The sequence below is a fragment of the Methyloparacoccus murrellii genome (assembly GCF_054657115.1).
The window spans coordinates 1-15,787 of the sequence record NZ_BAAHXD010000044.1 but is presented as its reverse complement, the minus strand read 5'-3'; the positions used below and the strand labels follow the sequence as shown (position 1 = coordinate 15,787).

General features: G+C 66.5%; 12 protein-coding genes. 1 reads left to right on the top strand and 11 read right to left on the bottom strand.

What is annotated here, in order from left to right; all coding sequences use genetic code 11:
• Nucleotides 1–22: 22 nt before the first annotated feature.
• From ACYQ1H_RS12225 to rluC, 10 genes are all read right to left on the bottom strand, one after another.
• Complete coding sequence (locus ACYQ1H_RS12225) at nt 23–2,701, bottom strand: DUF3570 domain-containing protein (protein ID WP_460028322.1); 2,679 nt, start codon at nt 2,699–2,701, stop codon at nt 23–25.
• A 33-nt stretch (nt 2,702–2,734) separates the two neighbouring features.
• Complete coding sequence (locus ACYQ1H_RS12220; protein ID WP_460028321.1) at nt 2,735–2,971, bottom strand: DUF4266 domain-containing protein; 237 nt, start codon at nt 2,969–2,971, stop codon at nt 2,735–2,737.
• A gap of 73 nt (nt 2,972–3,044) precedes the next feature.
• On the bottom strand, nt 3,045–3,548 hold the full coding sequence (locus ACYQ1H_RS12215) for a TlpA disulfide reductase family protein (protein WP_460028320.1): 504 nt from the start codon (nt 3,546–3,548) through the stop codon (nt 3,045–3,047).
• A 100-nt stretch (nt 3,549–3,648) separates the two neighbouring features.
• Complete coding sequence (locus ACYQ1H_RS12210; RefSeq protein ID WP_460028319.1) at nt 3,649–4,563, bottom strand: hypothetical protein; 915 nt, start codon at nt 4,561–4,563, stop codon at nt 3,649–3,651.
• 75 nt (nt 4,564–4,638) lie between these two features.
• The gene (locus tag ACYQ1H_RS12205) at nt 4,639–5,514 is read right to left on the bottom strand and encodes a hypothetical protein (protein ID WP_460028318.1); all 876 of its coding nucleotides are present in this window, start codon (nt 5,512–5,514) and stop codon (nt 4,639–4,641) included.
• A 41-nt stretch (nt 5,515–5,555) separates the two neighbouring features.
• Complete coding sequence (locus ACYQ1H_RS12200; RefSeq protein WP_460028317.1) at nt 5,556–6,437, bottom strand: hypothetical protein; 882 nt, start codon at nt 6,435–6,437, stop codon at nt 5,556–5,558.
• A 162-nt stretch (nt 6,438–6,599) separates the two neighbouring features.
• Nucleotides 6,600–7,196: an NUDIX domain-containing protein gene (locus ACYQ1H_RS12195; RefSeq protein ID WP_460028316.1), complete on the bottom strand. Its 597-nt coding sequence runs from the start codon at nt 7,194–7,196 to the stop codon at nt 6,600–6,602.
• An 11-nt stretch (nt 7,197–7,207) separates the two neighbouring features.
• Entirely contained in the window at nt 7,208–8,191 is a 984-nt protein-coding gene (locus tag ACYQ1H_RS12190; protein WP_460028315.1) for a S49 family peptidase, read from the bottom strand.
• A 4-nt stretch (nt 8,192–8,195) separates the two neighbouring features.
• A complete protein-coding gene (locus ACYQ1H_RS12185) occupies nt 8,196–8,849 on the bottom strand; it encodes an HAD family hydrolase (protein ID WP_460028314.1) in 654 nt (217 codons plus the stop codon).
• Nucleotides 8,846–9,796, bottom strand: a complete 951-nt coding sequence (rluC, locus tag ACYQ1H_RS12180) for a 23S rRNA pseudouridine(955/2504/2580) synthase RluC (protein ID WP_460028313.1) — start codon at nt 9,794–9,796, stop codon at nt 8,846–8,848. The genes ACYQ1H_RS12185 and rluC overlap by 4 nt, the downstream gene beginning before the upstream one ends.
• Nucleotides 9,797–10,363: 567 nt before the next feature.
• On the opposite strand from rluC, the gene ACYQ1H_RS12175 reads away from it, so the two are divergent.
• Entirely contained in the window at nt 10,364–13,240 is a 2,877-nt protein-coding gene (locus ACYQ1H_RS12175) for an Rne/Rng family ribonuclease (RefSeq protein WP_460028312.1), read from the top strand.
• Nucleotides 13,241–13,297: 57 nt separating this feature from the next.
• Here the strand turns inward: ACYQ1H_RS12175 and ACYQ1H_RS12170 are convergent, their stop codons facing one another.
• Nucleotides 13,298–15,508, bottom strand: a complete 2,211-nt coding sequence (locus ACYQ1H_RS12170; RefSeq protein ID WP_460028311.1) for a type IV pilus secretin PilQ — start codon at nt 15,506–15,508, stop codon at nt 13,298–13,300.
• Between the last annotated feature and the right edge of the window lie 279 nt (nt 15,509–15,787).

The window sequence follows — 15,787 nt, the reverse complement described above, 5'->3', positions numbered from 1 at the left end:
ATGCTCGCGATCGGCCGCTGGATCAGAAGGACAGACCCCATGAGGCCCACAGCGTGCCGGTGCGCTCCATCTGGTAGCCGTTGTAGTCGTTGTAGGCGGGTTGCAGCCATTCGATGCCGAAATGGTTGCCCGCGAAGTCCCCGGACATGACCATGGCATTGAGGCCGAAACCGATGTCGAGATACTGGCCGCCGTAGCTCTGCGGGGTGTCCATGGGCCCGGTGGGCACGAAGGGCTTGGGGTACTGGCCGTCGATGGCGTCCTGGAAGGTATACAGCGCCCGCAGCGAGCCGGACAGCCAGTCCTTGATCTGGTAGCCGCCCCAGGCGGTGGTCTGGAACAGGGTGCCGAAGGCGAAGCCGGAATCGTTGTAGCTCTCCAGCGGAGCCAGAGTGCTGAGCTGCGTGCCCCAGTTGAAGTCGCCCTCGTAGCCGTTGTAGCTGAGGCTGGGCCAGATGCTCCAGGTACCGCTGCCGAGCTGCATGCCGTAATGCTCGAACTCGGAGTTGCCGTTGACGCGCTCGTTGACGCTGCCGGTGGGTGCGGTGAAACCCAGGGTCAGATGCACCTTGTGGCCCGGCTCCTCGTGGAGTTTGACCATGCCGGCCATGACGATGTCGCCGACGCCGCCGGTGGAATGGAAGGGGTTGCCGCCGTGGGAGGCGTGGATGTCCTCCGGACTGGGTGGCGGCGCACCGTCCAGGCGGGTCAGGTGCATGTCCATGCTCATGAACTGCGGCATCAGCATCAGGGTCAGCCAGTCGGTCGGCGCGTACATGAGGTCCAGCATGGCCATGCTCATGTCCATTTCCCTGGGCTTGTACGTGCACTTGATGAAGGGACCGCAGCCCCGGTTGACGATCTCCAGGTCGCCGACGGGGCGGGTGCCCTGGTACATGCCGCCCTGCTGTAGCATGTAGGAATAGCGCACGCCGACCATGGTGTCGCCGGCCTTGGCCAGCATATGGTTGAAGAGGATGCCGGAAGGCGCATCCATGCCAAGGTGCTGCTGGCGATGATCCTCGTGGTGATGGTGATGATGCGCGTGCGGGTCGTCGCCCAGATCCAGGCTGGCGGTGCTGGCGGCCGACAGGTCGACCTTGAGGGCCGCATTGAACTGGTAGTAGTCGAAGTTCGACCAGCTGCCGAGCCCGGCTCCGCCCAGGCGCAGATCGCCCGAGTGGGTGTAGAACTCGAATCCGGCCTCGAAGGCCAGCGCCTTGCCCAGCGGCCGGGCCACGGTCACGCCGGTACTGAGGGCGCCGTAGGCGGACAGCCGGTAATCGCTGGAATAGGCGTCCAGCGGCACGCCGGCCAGATTGAACTGTCCCGAGGGGGCGGTCGGCGCGGCGCCGGAGAACAGGAAATAGGGCTCGTAGAAGGATGCGGCGTTCTGCGAGTAATAGCGGAAACGCGGCGTGACCGACCATTCGCCGATCGGCTGCACCCAGTCGACATCAAAGGTATGCGCCGAGATACCCCAGCTGTCGATGAAGAAGCGGTAGCCGCCGTGCAGCGAGGCATCCAGCGCGTCGACGTACTGCACCAGGCGGATGTCCCAGATGCCCTGATTACGCTCCTCAGGGCGACGCTCGATGACGCCCTCGACCACCGGCGCCCAAAGGTCCGGCAGGCCGAAGTCGGGACCGATGAAGGGCGCACTGTTGGTGTCGACATACAGCATGTCCACCGCCTTGTAGGGATTGGCGAGGAAGCCGGTGCTGCGGGTGAAGCCGATGCCGGATTCCAGCAGCAGGTCCTTGTTCATCACCTGCGCCACGCTGAGGTGGGTCGCCCAGTCCTGCCGGTTGCCGGTCAGATGCTGCGTCACCCCGCCGTTGGCGTCGGTCTCGGTCTGGATCTGCCCGCGGCTGGCGTAGTAGGACTTGTTGACGTAGGGCGCATAGAGCGGATTGATCAGGGCGTAGATATCGCTGTTGGTGTAGCTGAGCCCCAGGTTGGCGGAGGTCAGCTTCTGGTTGAAGTCCATCCGGCCATTGAGGCTGCCGAAGGCGGAGTTGTAGTCCGGCTCCTGGGAAACGCCGCCGCCCACGTTGACCGCCGCCTCGTCCCATTCGTAGCCGAGCCGGAAATCGCCCTGGTTGCGGACTTCCACCGAAGCCGAGGCCACCGTCTGCACCAGCCGGTTGTCCGGCACATAGGTCGCGGTTTCCTCGTCCAGCGCGTAGGGCGACAGGTTGCGGTCATAGAGGATGGAGCCATTGCCGCGGATCAGCGGCGAGGCGCCTGCCGGCGTGGGGTTGTTGCCACCCAGCGCGTAGGGCGCCGAGGCCACCGGCGTCGCCCCGGACCAGGTGTCCTGGGCGTAGTTGAAGCCGAACTTCCAGCGATCCTCCAGCGTGATCATGCCGTTCGCTTCGATGTTGTCCACCTGCAGCGGACTGTACTGGCTCTTGAGTCCGCCCAGCAGCTTCCAGGGCGTCTGCTTGTAGTAACCGTACTCGAACGACGCGGCATCGCCGGGCGCGGCGGTGGCGGCGGGTGCCTGGGCCAGGCCGGGCAGCGCCAGGGCGGCCGCCGTCAGGGCCCTGAGTCCCGCGCGCTCACCGGTGGCCGGCGGCGCTGGCAGGGACACCGGCGGCGCGGCGGCAACCGCCAGGCGGCGCAGACGCAAGCACGGCTCCGCCACCCGGGGGCGCAGGCCGGCTTGCCGCAGGGCGCGTACGAGGGTCTTGATCACGGCGGATTCGTCAGGCGGGCGTCCGGGGTCGTGCTAGTAACAGCCGCAGCCGCCGCCGCCCGCGGAGGCCGTGCCACCGGAAGCGGCCTCGCGCGAGCCGTAGATATGCTCGCGGAACGCGGCCTGGACGGGGAAAGGCTGGAGGGCCATGTGCGGTTTGGCGAGGGTACCGCGCTCCCAGGGCTGCACCGGGCTGCAGCCGCACAGCAGCGCGGCCATGCAGGCCAGCGGCAGGGCACGGCGAATGGCCAGCGGCAGCAGTCGGCTCATGATCGGCGGGCTGGCGTGACCCGGGGAGACTGGCGGCGGCTAGACCGGTGGCAGACGCGCGGCGGCGTGTCGGTCAACGCGCAGCCAGCAGGGCTTCCACCTGCTCGCGGAACTGTTCCGCCTCGCCGGGCTTGAAGCCCAGATGGACTTCCCGGACGACCCCGTTGCGGTCGATGAGATAGGTTGACGGCATCGCCTTGACGCCGAACTTCTGCGGGCACTCGCCGCTGTTGTCCGCCAGGATGGTGAACTGCGCCGGTGTCTTCTTCAGGAAACCCTCGGCGTCCGTCGCCTCTTCGTCGAGGTTGATGCCGATGATCTCGAGGCCCTTGCCCTTGAGTTCCTGGTGCAGCTTGTTCATGAACGGGAACGATTGGGCACAGGGACCACACCAGGAGGCCCAGAAGTCCACGTAGAGCACCTTGCCCTTGTACTGCTCGAAACCTTTCCGGTCCGGGCTGGCCAGGGCGTGCAGATCGCACTGCGGCGCGATATCGCCGGCCTTGAGCTCGGACGCCTGAGCGATGGGGAGCGACAGCATGGAGACGAGCAGACTGGTGCCTGGATTCAATTTCATGGCCATGGTGATCCTGTATGGGACGACGGGTGCGATGGACAACATCGGTCCACCCGGCGCCGGCCTCGACCCGGGGCCGCCCGACGCCTGGCGGGCGGGTTCATTTCCTGATCTTGGCGTTCCTGGTCCTGGTCTTGGCGCCGGTTGCCGATTCACAGCTGTACTGCACCGCGAAGGCCATGTTGCCCCGGGTGCTGCCGCCCTCCTCGTCGGGCACCTTCACCAGCTTCAGCTGATACTCGCCGTCGCCACCCGGGAGCGAATCCCATGCACCGAATTCCCTGTCGCCATTGACAGGATCGGTAACGGTAACCAGCTGATCGTCCTTGCTGACCGCCAGCTGGAGCTTGTAAGGCCGGTTCTTGGTTGCGGCACGCACCTGGAACCAGAGACGGTCCGTGGCACCCTTCTGGTTGGCGGCACAGCTGGCCACATAGGTTTTCTCGATGCCGAGCTTTGCGAGTGATCCGGTCAGCTTGGAATACTTGGGTGTTGCCGGTTTCTCGGGATTTTCGGGCTTCTCGGGATTTTCAGGGTCTACGGGACCGGACGAATCATTACCCTTGAGACGAATAGGTGTTTCCGTGCCGGTGTGATCAACTCCACCGGCGGTCTCGCAATGATAATCAATGCTGAACGTCATGGCGCCCGTGGTCTTGCTGCCCACCTTGTCGATATCCAGGTAGTAGGTGCCTGGCCCACCCGACAGCCAGCCTGACGGGCTGGATTTGCCATCCCCGTTTTCCTTGTCGACCAAGGGTCCCGCCCTCAGCTCCTGGCCATCGACCGTTTTGCGCACGGTCAGGGATACGGTATAGGGCGCGCTAGAGGTTTTTCCCTCGATGTTGAAAAACAATCTGTCCGGTGCGCCATTGCCATCGTCATAACAGACCAGAGAGTAGCGGGCGTTGGCGGTCGCCCCATTGGCGATGAGCCCGTTGAGCTGATGCGCTTCAGCATCAAGCGATATCAGCCAGATGCACAACAGGCCTGCCGATAGTGCGGTTTTCTTCATGAACTTGCCTTCATTGCCGTTATGGAGACCAGCCCCGTAAGACGCCGGCCTTGGACAGGAATCGTTTCCCGGTTTTCACCGCTTGATGGGTAGCGAGATGGCCGAATTCAGACCTGCCTCCACGGACTCGCAGGTATTCTCGACCTTGAAAACCATCTTGCCTTTGGTCGGCCCACCGGCCTCGGCGATCTTGCCGAGCGTCAGGTCATAGCTGCCGTCGCCTGCCTCGAGATAGGTCCAGCCGCCGCTGTCGGCGCTGTCCCCGGACAGGTAGTCGATGGCCTCGGCCGTGAGCCCATCCTTGGCCACCGCCAGTTTCACGCCGAAATTGCGATTCTTGCTTTCCGCCTTCACGCGGAAGCCGTAGCGGGCGGTGGCGCGACCCGCCTCCGGCGCGCAGATGACCCGGTAGCGGGCAACCGCCGCGGAGCCTGCGCCGATGGTGCCGGAAAACGCATGCAGGCCGGCGGCTTTCATCTGGATCTTGGTCGGCGTGGTCGTGCCGGTATGGAAGCCATTGGCGGCCTGGCAATGATGCTCGAAGTCGAACACCATGTTGCCCTTGGCGGGCTTGGCGCCGCTGGGCACCTTGACCACACTGACCAGGTAGGTGCCGTCCCTGCCGTTGAGTATCCGGGTGAGACCCGGCTTGAGATCGCCATTGGCCGGATCGGTCGCCTCGACAGTTGCATTGCCCTTGCTGACGACGGCCTTGAGGGTATAGGGGCGATTGCGAGTCCGGGCGTTGATGCTGAAAACAAAACCCTCGGTGGCATAGCCTCCCACCGGATAGCAGTCCAGCGTGTACTGGGCCACCGCATCGGGCGCCGTGCCGAGGGTGCCGCGCAGGCTGTGCGCCCAGGCGGGAGAGGCCAGCAAGGCACCGGCGCCCGCCGCAAGCAGGCTGCGCCAGACGAGGCCGGATAAGCGGAAACCCGTGGTTCGGTTCATGGTCGTTCCCTCGGCAGATCGGTTGGCGGGCAAGGCGGCGGTCACTCCAGCCCCAGTCTCAAGGCAGCCAGTTCGCGGACCGATTCATCGGGATCCCCCAGCGCCGTCCGGTAAATGGCACGGCTGCGGCGATCCAGCTCCAGGTTGTCGAGCGCGGCCAGCCGCACCGAAGCATCGCCATCCAGCATGGCGGAGCTCAGCAGCCCGAAGCTGTGCTCCTCGTCCAGCAGGGCCATGCCGGTCAGGGCTTCCGCCCGCACATCCCCGTTCGGATCCGACAGTGCGGCCTGGTAGGCTGCCCGCAGGGTAGCCTCGTCGGCGCCCGGCGCCTGGCGCAGCCTTTCGAGCGCCTGCGCCCGCAATTCGGGATCGGCGTTGTGCGTGTCGCCGAGCAGCGCATCCAGGGATTCGCCGGCAGCCAGCCGCGGTGGCGTCTCGCGTGCAGGCAGCGCCTCGCCCGGGACGGGATGGGCCTGCGCCCCGGCCGTTGCCGGGAATTCGTCGAAGGTCGAAGCCAGCACCTTGACGCTGGCCGGCCGGCGATCAGCATCCCCTGCCCCGCCCGCATAGGCAAAGGCCAGATCGGCACCGGTCCCCAGCGCGCAGCGCAGCACCGCCTCCAGCCCCCGCGCATGGCAGGCAATGGCAACCGGCTGCGGCGGCGCCGCCTGGTAATGGATGGGCACCGACAAGCGCTGCGCCAAGGCTTCCAGAACCTGGCCGATGGGCACGGAGCGGGCTTCCAGGTCGATGGTGCCATCCGGCCCTACCTGCACGAGGACCGCCGGCGTCGCCGGCTGGCCAGCCGATACCCCGCCGGTCAGCGCCTGCGCCCGGGTGGCCAGCATGGCCCCCAGCAGCAAAAGTGCCCGCGGAAACCGGTGGGCAGGGGCGCGATAGCTATCGAGATTGTGTCTCATCATCGGTCCGGCAGCGACTAAGGCCCTGCTACAGGCACATTTCATGCCCCGAAAAACCGCCATGAATATCATGGGGTTACAAGGATGCCGCATACCGCATGCGGCAGAACTGCGGGATATGCCACACCCGGGTGCGGCATATCCCGCACCCGGGCCAATGTCGGGTCACGCGCGCACGGCGGACAGACGCGCGCGGTTCAGGGCCAGCCATTGCAGCGCCAGCGCCGGCACCGCGGAATCGATCTGGCCGTTTTCCACCCACATCAGTGCCTCGTCCAAGCCGGCGACCAGGGCGCGGATATCCTCGCCCTCCTCGGCCAGCCCATGGAGGCCGGGCTGCAGGGGCTGCGACACCAGCCCGCAGAAGATGGTGACCCTTTCCGAGCAGCCGCCCGGCGTGGTGTAGAACTCGCCGATGCGCAGCAGGCTGTCCAGACGGCAGCCGGCCTCTTCCAGTGCCTCGCGGCGCGCCACGTCCTCGGGACTTTCGCCCGGCTCGACCGCGCCGGCGACGATCTCCAGCAGCCAGGGCGTTGCCGCGCCCGCCACCGCGCCGATGCGGAACTGCTCGATCAGCAGAACCGTCTCCGTGGCCGGATCGTAGGGCAGCACCGCAACGCAGCGGCCGCGGTGGAACAGCTCGCGTTCGATCGGCTGGCTCCAGCCACCGGCGTACAGGGTATGGCGAAGACGATAGGCCGTGAGCTTGAAAAAACCCCGGTAAACAGGCCTTCTCTCGAGGATGTCGAAAGCCTTGGCCATGCCGGCACCTGCTAGCGGGGCGCGCCGAGGCCACCCATGAGCGACTCCAGCAGGACGCCGCCGACCGCCGCGCCGAACCGCCGGCTCAGACGATCCAGCATGTTTTCGTCCGGATTGAAGTCGATCAGCTTTTCCGCGCCGATGACCTTCTCGGCCACCTGGCGGGTATCGCCCAGTTCGTCCGCCAGCCCCAGCGTGATGCCCTCGGCGCCGGTCCAGATGAGGCCGGAGAACATCTGCGGATTTTCCTTGAGCCGCTGGCCCCGCCCCTGCCTGACGGCGTCGATGAACTGCTGGTGCACCTGGCCGAGCACACCCTGCATGTGCTGCCGGGCCACCGGGTCGACCGGGGCGAAGGGATCGAGCAGGGCCTTGTGCTCGCCGGCGGTCATGATGCGGCGCTCGACCCCCAGCATCTTCATGGTGTCGACGAAGCCGAAGCTGCCCATGATGACGCCGATGGAACCCACCACACTGGCGGGACTGACATAGATCCTGTCGGCGGCCGAAGCGATGTAGTAGCAGCCGGAGGCGCACAGGTCGGCAACGACGGCATGGATCGGCAGCTCGGGCTTCTCCTTCTTGATGCGCCGGATTTCCGCCCAGACATAGGCGGACTGCACCGGGCTGCCGCCGGGGCTGTTCATGCGCAGGATGATGCCGCGGGTCTTGCGGTCGTCGACGGCGTCGCGCAGGCCCTCGATGATATTGTCGGCGCTGGCCAGCTGGCCGGGCGCGATGATGCCGGCGACGTCGATGACCGCCGTGTGGCCGCCGCTCTCCGAGCGGCCATCCAGCGGCTTCAAGGTCATCCAGGCGGCGACGCCCAGGTAGAGCGCCAGCAGGGATTTGAAGAAGATGCCCCAGCGCCGCGCCTGGCGCTGTTCCTCCACCGAGGCAAGGAGCACCTTCTCCAGGGTCTGCCGCTCCCAGAGCGGGCTTTCCGGCTGCCGGTTGCTGCCGGTGGATGTGGGTTCAGCGGGTGTGTCGGACATCGGTCTATCCATTCAGGAAGGAGTAAAGCGCACTCGGGCCTTCGAGACAGGCCAGCGGCGCGAGTTCCGCCAGTTCCTCCGGCGTGTTGGCGCCACAGCTCACCGCGACGGCATCGACGCCGGCATTGCGGGCCATGCGCAGGTCGTGCAGGGAATCCCCTACCAGCAACGCGCGCCGGCGCGGGACGCTCAGTTGCTCCAGCAACTCGTGCAGCATGCGCGGGTGCGGCTTGGAGGCGGTCTCGTCGGCGCAGCGGGTGGCGTCGAAGTAGCCGCCCATGCCGGTCGCCTGAAGCGCATGCTCCAGGCCCGAACGGGCCTTGCCGGTGGCCAGGCCGAGCTTGTAGCCCTGGGCGCGCAGGGCCGTCAACAGCTCCGACACGCCCGCGAAGACCTGCAGGGAAGCGCCCGGGGGCGCGTGGTAGAGGGTGCGGTAGTGGGCGACGAACCGCTGCATCTCGACCTCGTTCGAGCCGGGATACAGCGCCGCCATCGCCTGTTGCAGGCTGAGCCCGATCACCGAACGCGCCGCCTGCTCGCTGGGCACGGCCCTGTCGCTGGCCAGCGCCGCCCGCTGGATGCAGTCGACGATCCAGCCGACCGAATCGAACAGGGTGCCATCCCAGTCGAAGACAATCAGATCGTAGGCCGGTCTCACCGGGGCAGCTCCCGCAGCACCTGCGCCAGCTCATCGTCCAGCGGCGCCTCCACGCTCAGGGGCTGCTGCCGGCGCGGATGCAGGAAGGTGGTCCGGCACGCATGCAGGAACAGGCGCTTGAGGCCATGTCGGCGAAACTCGCGGTTGGCCTCCTCCGGCGTGTAACGCGCGTCGCCGGCCAGGGGGTGCCCGATGTGCCGGGCATGCACGCGGATCTGGTGCGTGCGGCCGGTGACCGGCCGGGCCTCCACCAGCGTAGCCCGGGCATAGCGCTCCAGCCGGCGGAACTCGGTGATAGCCGACTTGCCGTCGGGCGCGACCCGCACCAGGCGCTCGCCGCTCTGCAGGACATTCTTCCGCAGGGGCGCATCGACCATGAGGCGATTCCTGGCCCAGGCGCCGACCAGCAAGGCCAGGTAGACCTTGTTGACGTCGTCCTCGCGAAACTGCTCGTGCAGGGCCCTGAGCGCGCTGCGCTTCTTGGCAATGAGCAGGCAGCCCGAGGTTTCGCGGTCGAGCCGGTGGACCAGTTCCAGGAAACGGGCGGCGGGCCGTAGCTCGCGCAGCGCCTCGATGACGCCATAGCTCAGACCGCTGCCGCCATGCACGGCCATGCCGGAAGGCTTGTTCAGAACCAGGAGGTCGTCGTCCTCGAACAGGATGCGGGGCTCGATCCGGGCGCGGAGCAGGTTGAGCGGCAGGGTCTCGGTGGCGCGCTCGGCCAGGCGTATCGGTGGCACCCGCAGCACATCGCCGCCATCCAGCCGATCCTGCGCCTTGACGCGACCGCCGTTGCGGCGCACCTCGCCGGTCCGGAGAATGCGGTAGATGTGGCTCTTGGGGACACCCTTGAGACGGGTCAGCAGGTAGTTGTCGATGCGCTGGCCGGCGTGCTCGGCGTCGACCTCGATCCATTGCACCGCCGCATTGGCCAAAGGGTTTGTCATCCGGAAATCATAACAGCTGCAAGGATTAAATTGATGATTCCATTCCCCGTTGCTATAGTGGCGCGCGGTGGGTTGTGACGTTTGCATGGCATCGGCGACGCCGGTCGGAAAAATCATGAAAACAACGGCATCCGCTTCTCTCGCGGGGGTGAAGCCATGCTGCCCGACCAGGATGACCCTCCCCCAAGAATTCCGATATGTACAGTCCGCTGTGGCCCCGGCACATGACCGGATCAGCCCGGTCTGTACCTGTTTGAATCCCGCAGTGCTTCCGTCGACCTGAGCGCGCCATGCGGCGCGGCGCATGGCGGCGGGAAAGCGAATCATCGACAGACAAGGGTTTTACCGCTCGACCCATGACGAGCGCGCCGCACGCGACCCGAGAGGCAACACGTGTATCCACCCGCCAGGACGAACCCGTCGGTGGGTGCAGCTACCCGGATTTACGAGGCTGCACGCAGCAGAGGGCCCCGTCGGTGACGATCACCCCCGCCCCCGTGTCTGAACGACAGCAGGCTGTGCGCGACCGGAGGAATCGGTTGCCTCGGGACGCTAAAGGATTAGTGAATGAAAAGAATGTTGATCAATGCCACGCAACCGGAAGAACTCCGGGTCGCGCTGGTGGATGGCCAGAAACTCTACGACTTTGACATCGAGGTTCCTTCCCGGGAGCAGAAAAAGGCCAACATCTACAAAGGCGTCATCAGCCGGGTCGAGCCCAGCCTGGAAGCCGCCTTCGTCAATTTCGGCTCGGAACGCCATGGCTTCCTGCCGTTCAAGGAGATCGTCCCGGCCTATCTCGGCCTGCCACCCGAGCAGGAAGTCAGCCGCCGCGACATCAAGGAATACCTGAAGGAAGGCCAAGAGCTGCTGATCCAGGTCGAGAAGGAGGAACGCGGCACCAAGGGTGCGGCGCTGACCACCTATATCAGCCTGGCCGGCAGCTACCTGGTGCTGATGCCCAACAACCCGCGCGCCGGCGGCATCTCCCGCCGCATCGAGGGCGATACCCGCACCGACATGCGCGAGGTCATGGCCGCGCTGCAGGTCCCGGAAGGCATGGGCCTGATCATCCGCACCGCGGGTGGCGGCAAATCGGTGGAGGAGCTGCAATGGGATCTCAACTACCTGCTGCAACTGTGGGATGCCATCGAGCGCTCGGCACGGGAAAAGCCGGCGCCGCTGCTGGTGTTCCAGGAGAGCAACGTCATCATCCGCGCCCTGCGCGATCACCTGCGCGGCGACATCGACGAGATCCTCATCGACCACCCCGGTACCTTCAAGCTGGTCAGGAGTTTCCTGCAGCAGGTGATGCCGCAGTTCATCAACAAGGCGCGCCACTACCAGGACAACGTCCCGCTGTTCAACCGTTACCAGATCGAGAGCCAGATCGAGCTGGCCTACTGCCGCGAGGTGCCCCTGCCGTCCGGCGGCGCCATCGTCATCGATCACTCGGAGGCCCTGACCGCGATCGACATCAACTCGGCCCGCGCCACCAAGGGCGGGGACATCGAGGAAACCGCGCTCAACACCAACCTTGAAGCCGCCGACGAAATCGCCCGCCAGCTGCGCCTGCGCGACCTTGGTGGCCTGTTCGTGATCGACTTCATCGACATGATGGCGGCCCGCAATCAACGGGCCGTCGAGAATCGCCTGCGCGAGGCGGTAAAGATGGACCGGGCGCGCATCCAGCTGGGCCGCATCTCGCGCTTCGGGCTGCTGGAAATGTCGCGCCAGCGCCTGCGGCCGTCGCTGGGCGAATCCAGCCTCCTCACCTGCCCGCGCTGCAGCGGCCAGGGCAGCATCCGCAGCGTGGAATCGCTGGCCCTGTCGGTGCTGCGCATCATCGAGGAAGAGGCGATCAAGAAGAATACCGCCAAGGTCATCGCCTACCTGCCGGTCGATTCGGCCACCTACCTGCTCAACGAGAAGCGCCAGAGCGTCAACGACATCGAGAAACGGCACAACGTCGCGGTGCTGATCATACCCAGCAGGCATCTGGAGACACCGGCCTACGACATCCAGCGCGTGCGCGGCTCCGATGCGGGGGACGAGGACGAAAAGACACCCAGCTACCAGATCGCCCGGCCGGTGCCGGTGGAAACCGACCACTATACCCGCCAGTCCAGCGGTGGCCCGGTCGAGCCCGCGGTCAAGGAGTTCCTCCCCGACCAGCCGGTACCCCAGCGCGGCCTGGCACCGGCCGCCCCCGGACGCAGCGGTGGCAGCCTGTTCAAGCGCTTCATCACACTCCTGACCGGAACCCGGGTGGAGGAAGAAGGCCCCGAGCCCATGACGCCGCTGGAAACCGTCGAACCACAAGCATCCACCCAGCGCCGACCGGCACCAGCCCCCGCCCAGCGCCGCGCGGATCGCGTGGACCGTGAGCAGCGCCCCGACCGTTCCGACCGTTCCGACCGTTCCGACCGTTCCGACCGTTCCGACCGTTCCGACCGTTCCGACCGTTCCGACCGTTCCGACCGTTCCGACCGTTCCGACCGCTCCGACCGCTCCGACCGTCAGGAACGCCAGGCCCGCGGCGGCCGGCGCGGGGAAGAACCCAAGACATCGCTGGCGCCCGTCGCGGAGGAGACGCTCCCGGTCGATCACACCGCTGAGGATGTCTCGCCCGGGACCGGCGGCCAGCTCGATGACGGCCTGGAAGGCGAGCGCCGGCCGCGCGAGGGTAGCCGCCGCAACGGCCGCCGCCGCCGGGGACGGCGCGGCGAGGGCGAACCCGGGCGTGCTGGTGAAGCGGGTCCCGGCAAGGCGATGGCGGATGGCGAGACCGCCAGCCTGACGCCTGACATCGCAAGCGAGACAGCGGCAGTGGACGAAACGGCCGCCGAAGCGACGGCAATCCGGCCCGAAACGCCGTCGGCGCCCGAGTGGCAGCAGAGCATCCGCACCTCCCGCTCACCCCGCCATCGCGGCATGCGGGCGCCGGGCGAGGACCGGGCGCCGGAAATTCCCGAGACCGAGGATGTCGTGGTCCGCTTCGACGACGATGCGCCGGAAGCGGCAACGGCAGCGGAAGCCGCCAGCGAAATCGACGACACTGCGGCTGCCACCCTGGCCACGTCCCTGCCCGAGGCGGAATCCACGGAGGAGGCGGCCTTGAGCGCCGACGAGGAGACGCCGGAATCATCCCGCCGGCTGCCCCGTCGCCGCAACCGCAGCCGGCGCGACCGCCGCATCCCGCTGCGGCCGCCAGCCAACCCTGCGGCGGCGACGGCCGAAGCCGCGCCGGCCCCGTTCGAGACTGACCTGGACACCCCGGAGGTGGCCGATGCCGCGCCGATGGCGATGGCGGAAATCCAGGCCACGGAGTCCCCCCCGATGGCTGTGCCGATGGTCGTCGAACCGGCCCGGCGCGAGGCCGAGGCCGACGCGTCCGCGCCCGACCAGCCCGCCGCCGCTCGCGACAGCCAGTCAGCCGAGTAACCGGCCCGGGAGGCGTCCCCCGGGACGCCTCCCGCCCCTCCCTCCCCGGCCCCGGGGTCAGCGGCGGACCAGTTCCGAGCCGACGATCTTGGGCGTGATGAAGATCAGAAGCTCCCGCTTGTTATCGCGGGTAATGCTCTTGCGGAACATGAAGCCGACGCCCGGCAGGTCGCCGAGGAAGGGAACCTTGTCGGTCCGATCCACCTTGTCTCCCTCGAAAACGCCACCCAGCACCATGGTATCGCCGTTGGAAACCTGGGCGCTGGTGACGATTTCGCGCTTGTCGATGCCCGGATTGTTGTTGGCGTAGCGCGCCTCCGACACGGCGTCCTTCTTGACCGACAGATCCATCAGGATGTTCTCGTCCGCCGTGATGTGCGGCGTCACCTTGAGTTCCAGCACCGCGTCCTTGAACTGCGTGTTGGACGCGCCCAGGGCGTTGTTCTGCGAATACGGTATCTGCTGGCCCTGCAGGATGTAGGCCTCGGCGCCATCGGTGGTGACGACCTTCGGCGTCGAGATGATTTCGGTCCTGCCGTCGATCTGCGCCGCCGACAACTCCAGGTCCAGGAGATATTCGCCGACCTTGAGAAAGGTCACGCCGAAATAGCCCCCGCTGGCCGAGGCGGCGGTGGACGCCAGGTCGACCAGGGCATCGCCGCTGACGCCGCCCTGGTCGGCGGGCGGGGTGATCGGGTAATCGGTGTTGTAGGCGTTCTTGTATTTGGAATATTCGTTGACCGCTCCCGCCCTGTTCAGCGACAGCCGCGCGCCCAGTTCGCGGGTGAAGTCGTTGGTCGCGATCACCACCCGCGATTCCACCAGCACCTGCCGGACCGGCTTGTCCAGCTTGGCGACCATGTCGCGGATGCGTTCCAGGTTGCGGCTGGTCTCGTGGACGATGAGCTGGTTGGTGCGCGGATCGGTGGTGACATTGCCGCGCGGCGAAAGCAGGGTCTGGCCGACATCGACGGCCGTGGTCCGCGCCGTGGTTTTCTGCCCGGTGATCGGGTTGATGTCGGTGACGGATTTGTCGGATCGCTCGCTGGCGCCGAGGATGATCTTCTTCAGCTCTTCCGCCTTGGTGTAATTGACCTGGATGATCTCGGTGCGCAGCGGCTCCAGTTCCTCGACCACCTGCCGCGCCTCCAGTTCTTCCTGCTCCTGCTTGTTGAGCTCCTCCAGCGGCGCCACGCGGATGATGTTGCCCTCCTGGCGCTTGCCGAGCCCCTTGGACTTCAGCACCAGATCCAGCGCCTGGTCCCAGGGCACATCCTGCAGCCGCAGGGTTACGTTGCCCTCGACGGTATCGCTGGCGACGATGTTGACATTGGTGAAGTCGGCCAGGATCTGCAGGACGGAGCGGACGGCAATGTCCTGGAAGTTGAGTGTCAGCTTGTTGCCCGCATAGGTGATCGGCTTGCCGCGACTGGCCTGATCCCGCTCCCTGTCGGTGAGGGCACGGAACTCCACCGCCAGCAGCCCGCCGGACTGGTAGGAGGAGAACTCGTACTGGTCGTTGACCGGCGTGACGACGATGCCGGCGCCACCGCCTTCGGCAAGCGCCTCGATGTAGTGCACGGGGGTCGCGAAGTCGATGACGTCCAGACGGCGGACCAGGCGCGCGGGCAGGGTCGCGCCGGGCAGGCGCACCACCACCTTGCGGCCTTCGCGGCGGATGTCCGCCATGGCCTTGGGGTCGCCCAGCGTGATCAGCAACCGTCCCTCGCCCCGCTCGCCGCGACGGAAATCGACATTGCCGATCTCGCGGGTGACCGCATAAGCGGACGGGGTGCCGGCCAGCGGGTCGGACGACGGGCGCCGGGCAATCCCCGCGGGGGGCGTCCTCTCGGGTTGCAGGGTCAGATACAGCCGGTTGCCGGCATTGCGGATCCCATAGGGCTGCATGACATCCAGATTGAAGACCAGGCGGGTGCGCCCGCCTGCCTCGACCACCTGGAGACTGCGGACACCGGCGCGCTGGATGTTCATCGCGCGCGTCTTGAGACCGTTGCCGACCCCGGGCAGGTCGAGCACGATCCGGTTGGGGGTCTCGGTCTGGAAATCCCGCGGGGTGCTCACCGGCCCATCCAGACCCAGCACGAATTCGAGGCGATCACCCGGCAGCAGGTTGAAATCGAGGCTTTGCAGGTGCACGGCCGCGGCAAGCACCGTGGCCAACGGGACCAGGCACAGTGCCAGCCCCGCCAGCAGGCGCAGCGGTGGCCGGGGCCAGCGCCGACAAGCGGCACGACGGTTGCCGTTCATGAGCGCTTGTCCCGGGGATCGGGCATGGCGATGATGGCCTTGCGCTCGCGCCAGACGCCCGAGCTTTCCGCGTAGATTTCCACCAGTTCGATCTGGTTATCGAGAATGTGGAGAATCCAGCAGAATAAGGCCCTACAGGGCTTTTTTCGATTTGGTGGTACAAGACGTGGTACACACAAAATCGAAGTGTGGCCATTCTTGGGGGTGACGCCCCGTTATCCACCGTCGGTGGATGGGACGGATGTCGGTGTAGTCAGCCCTTGTGCCTATCCGGCTCGG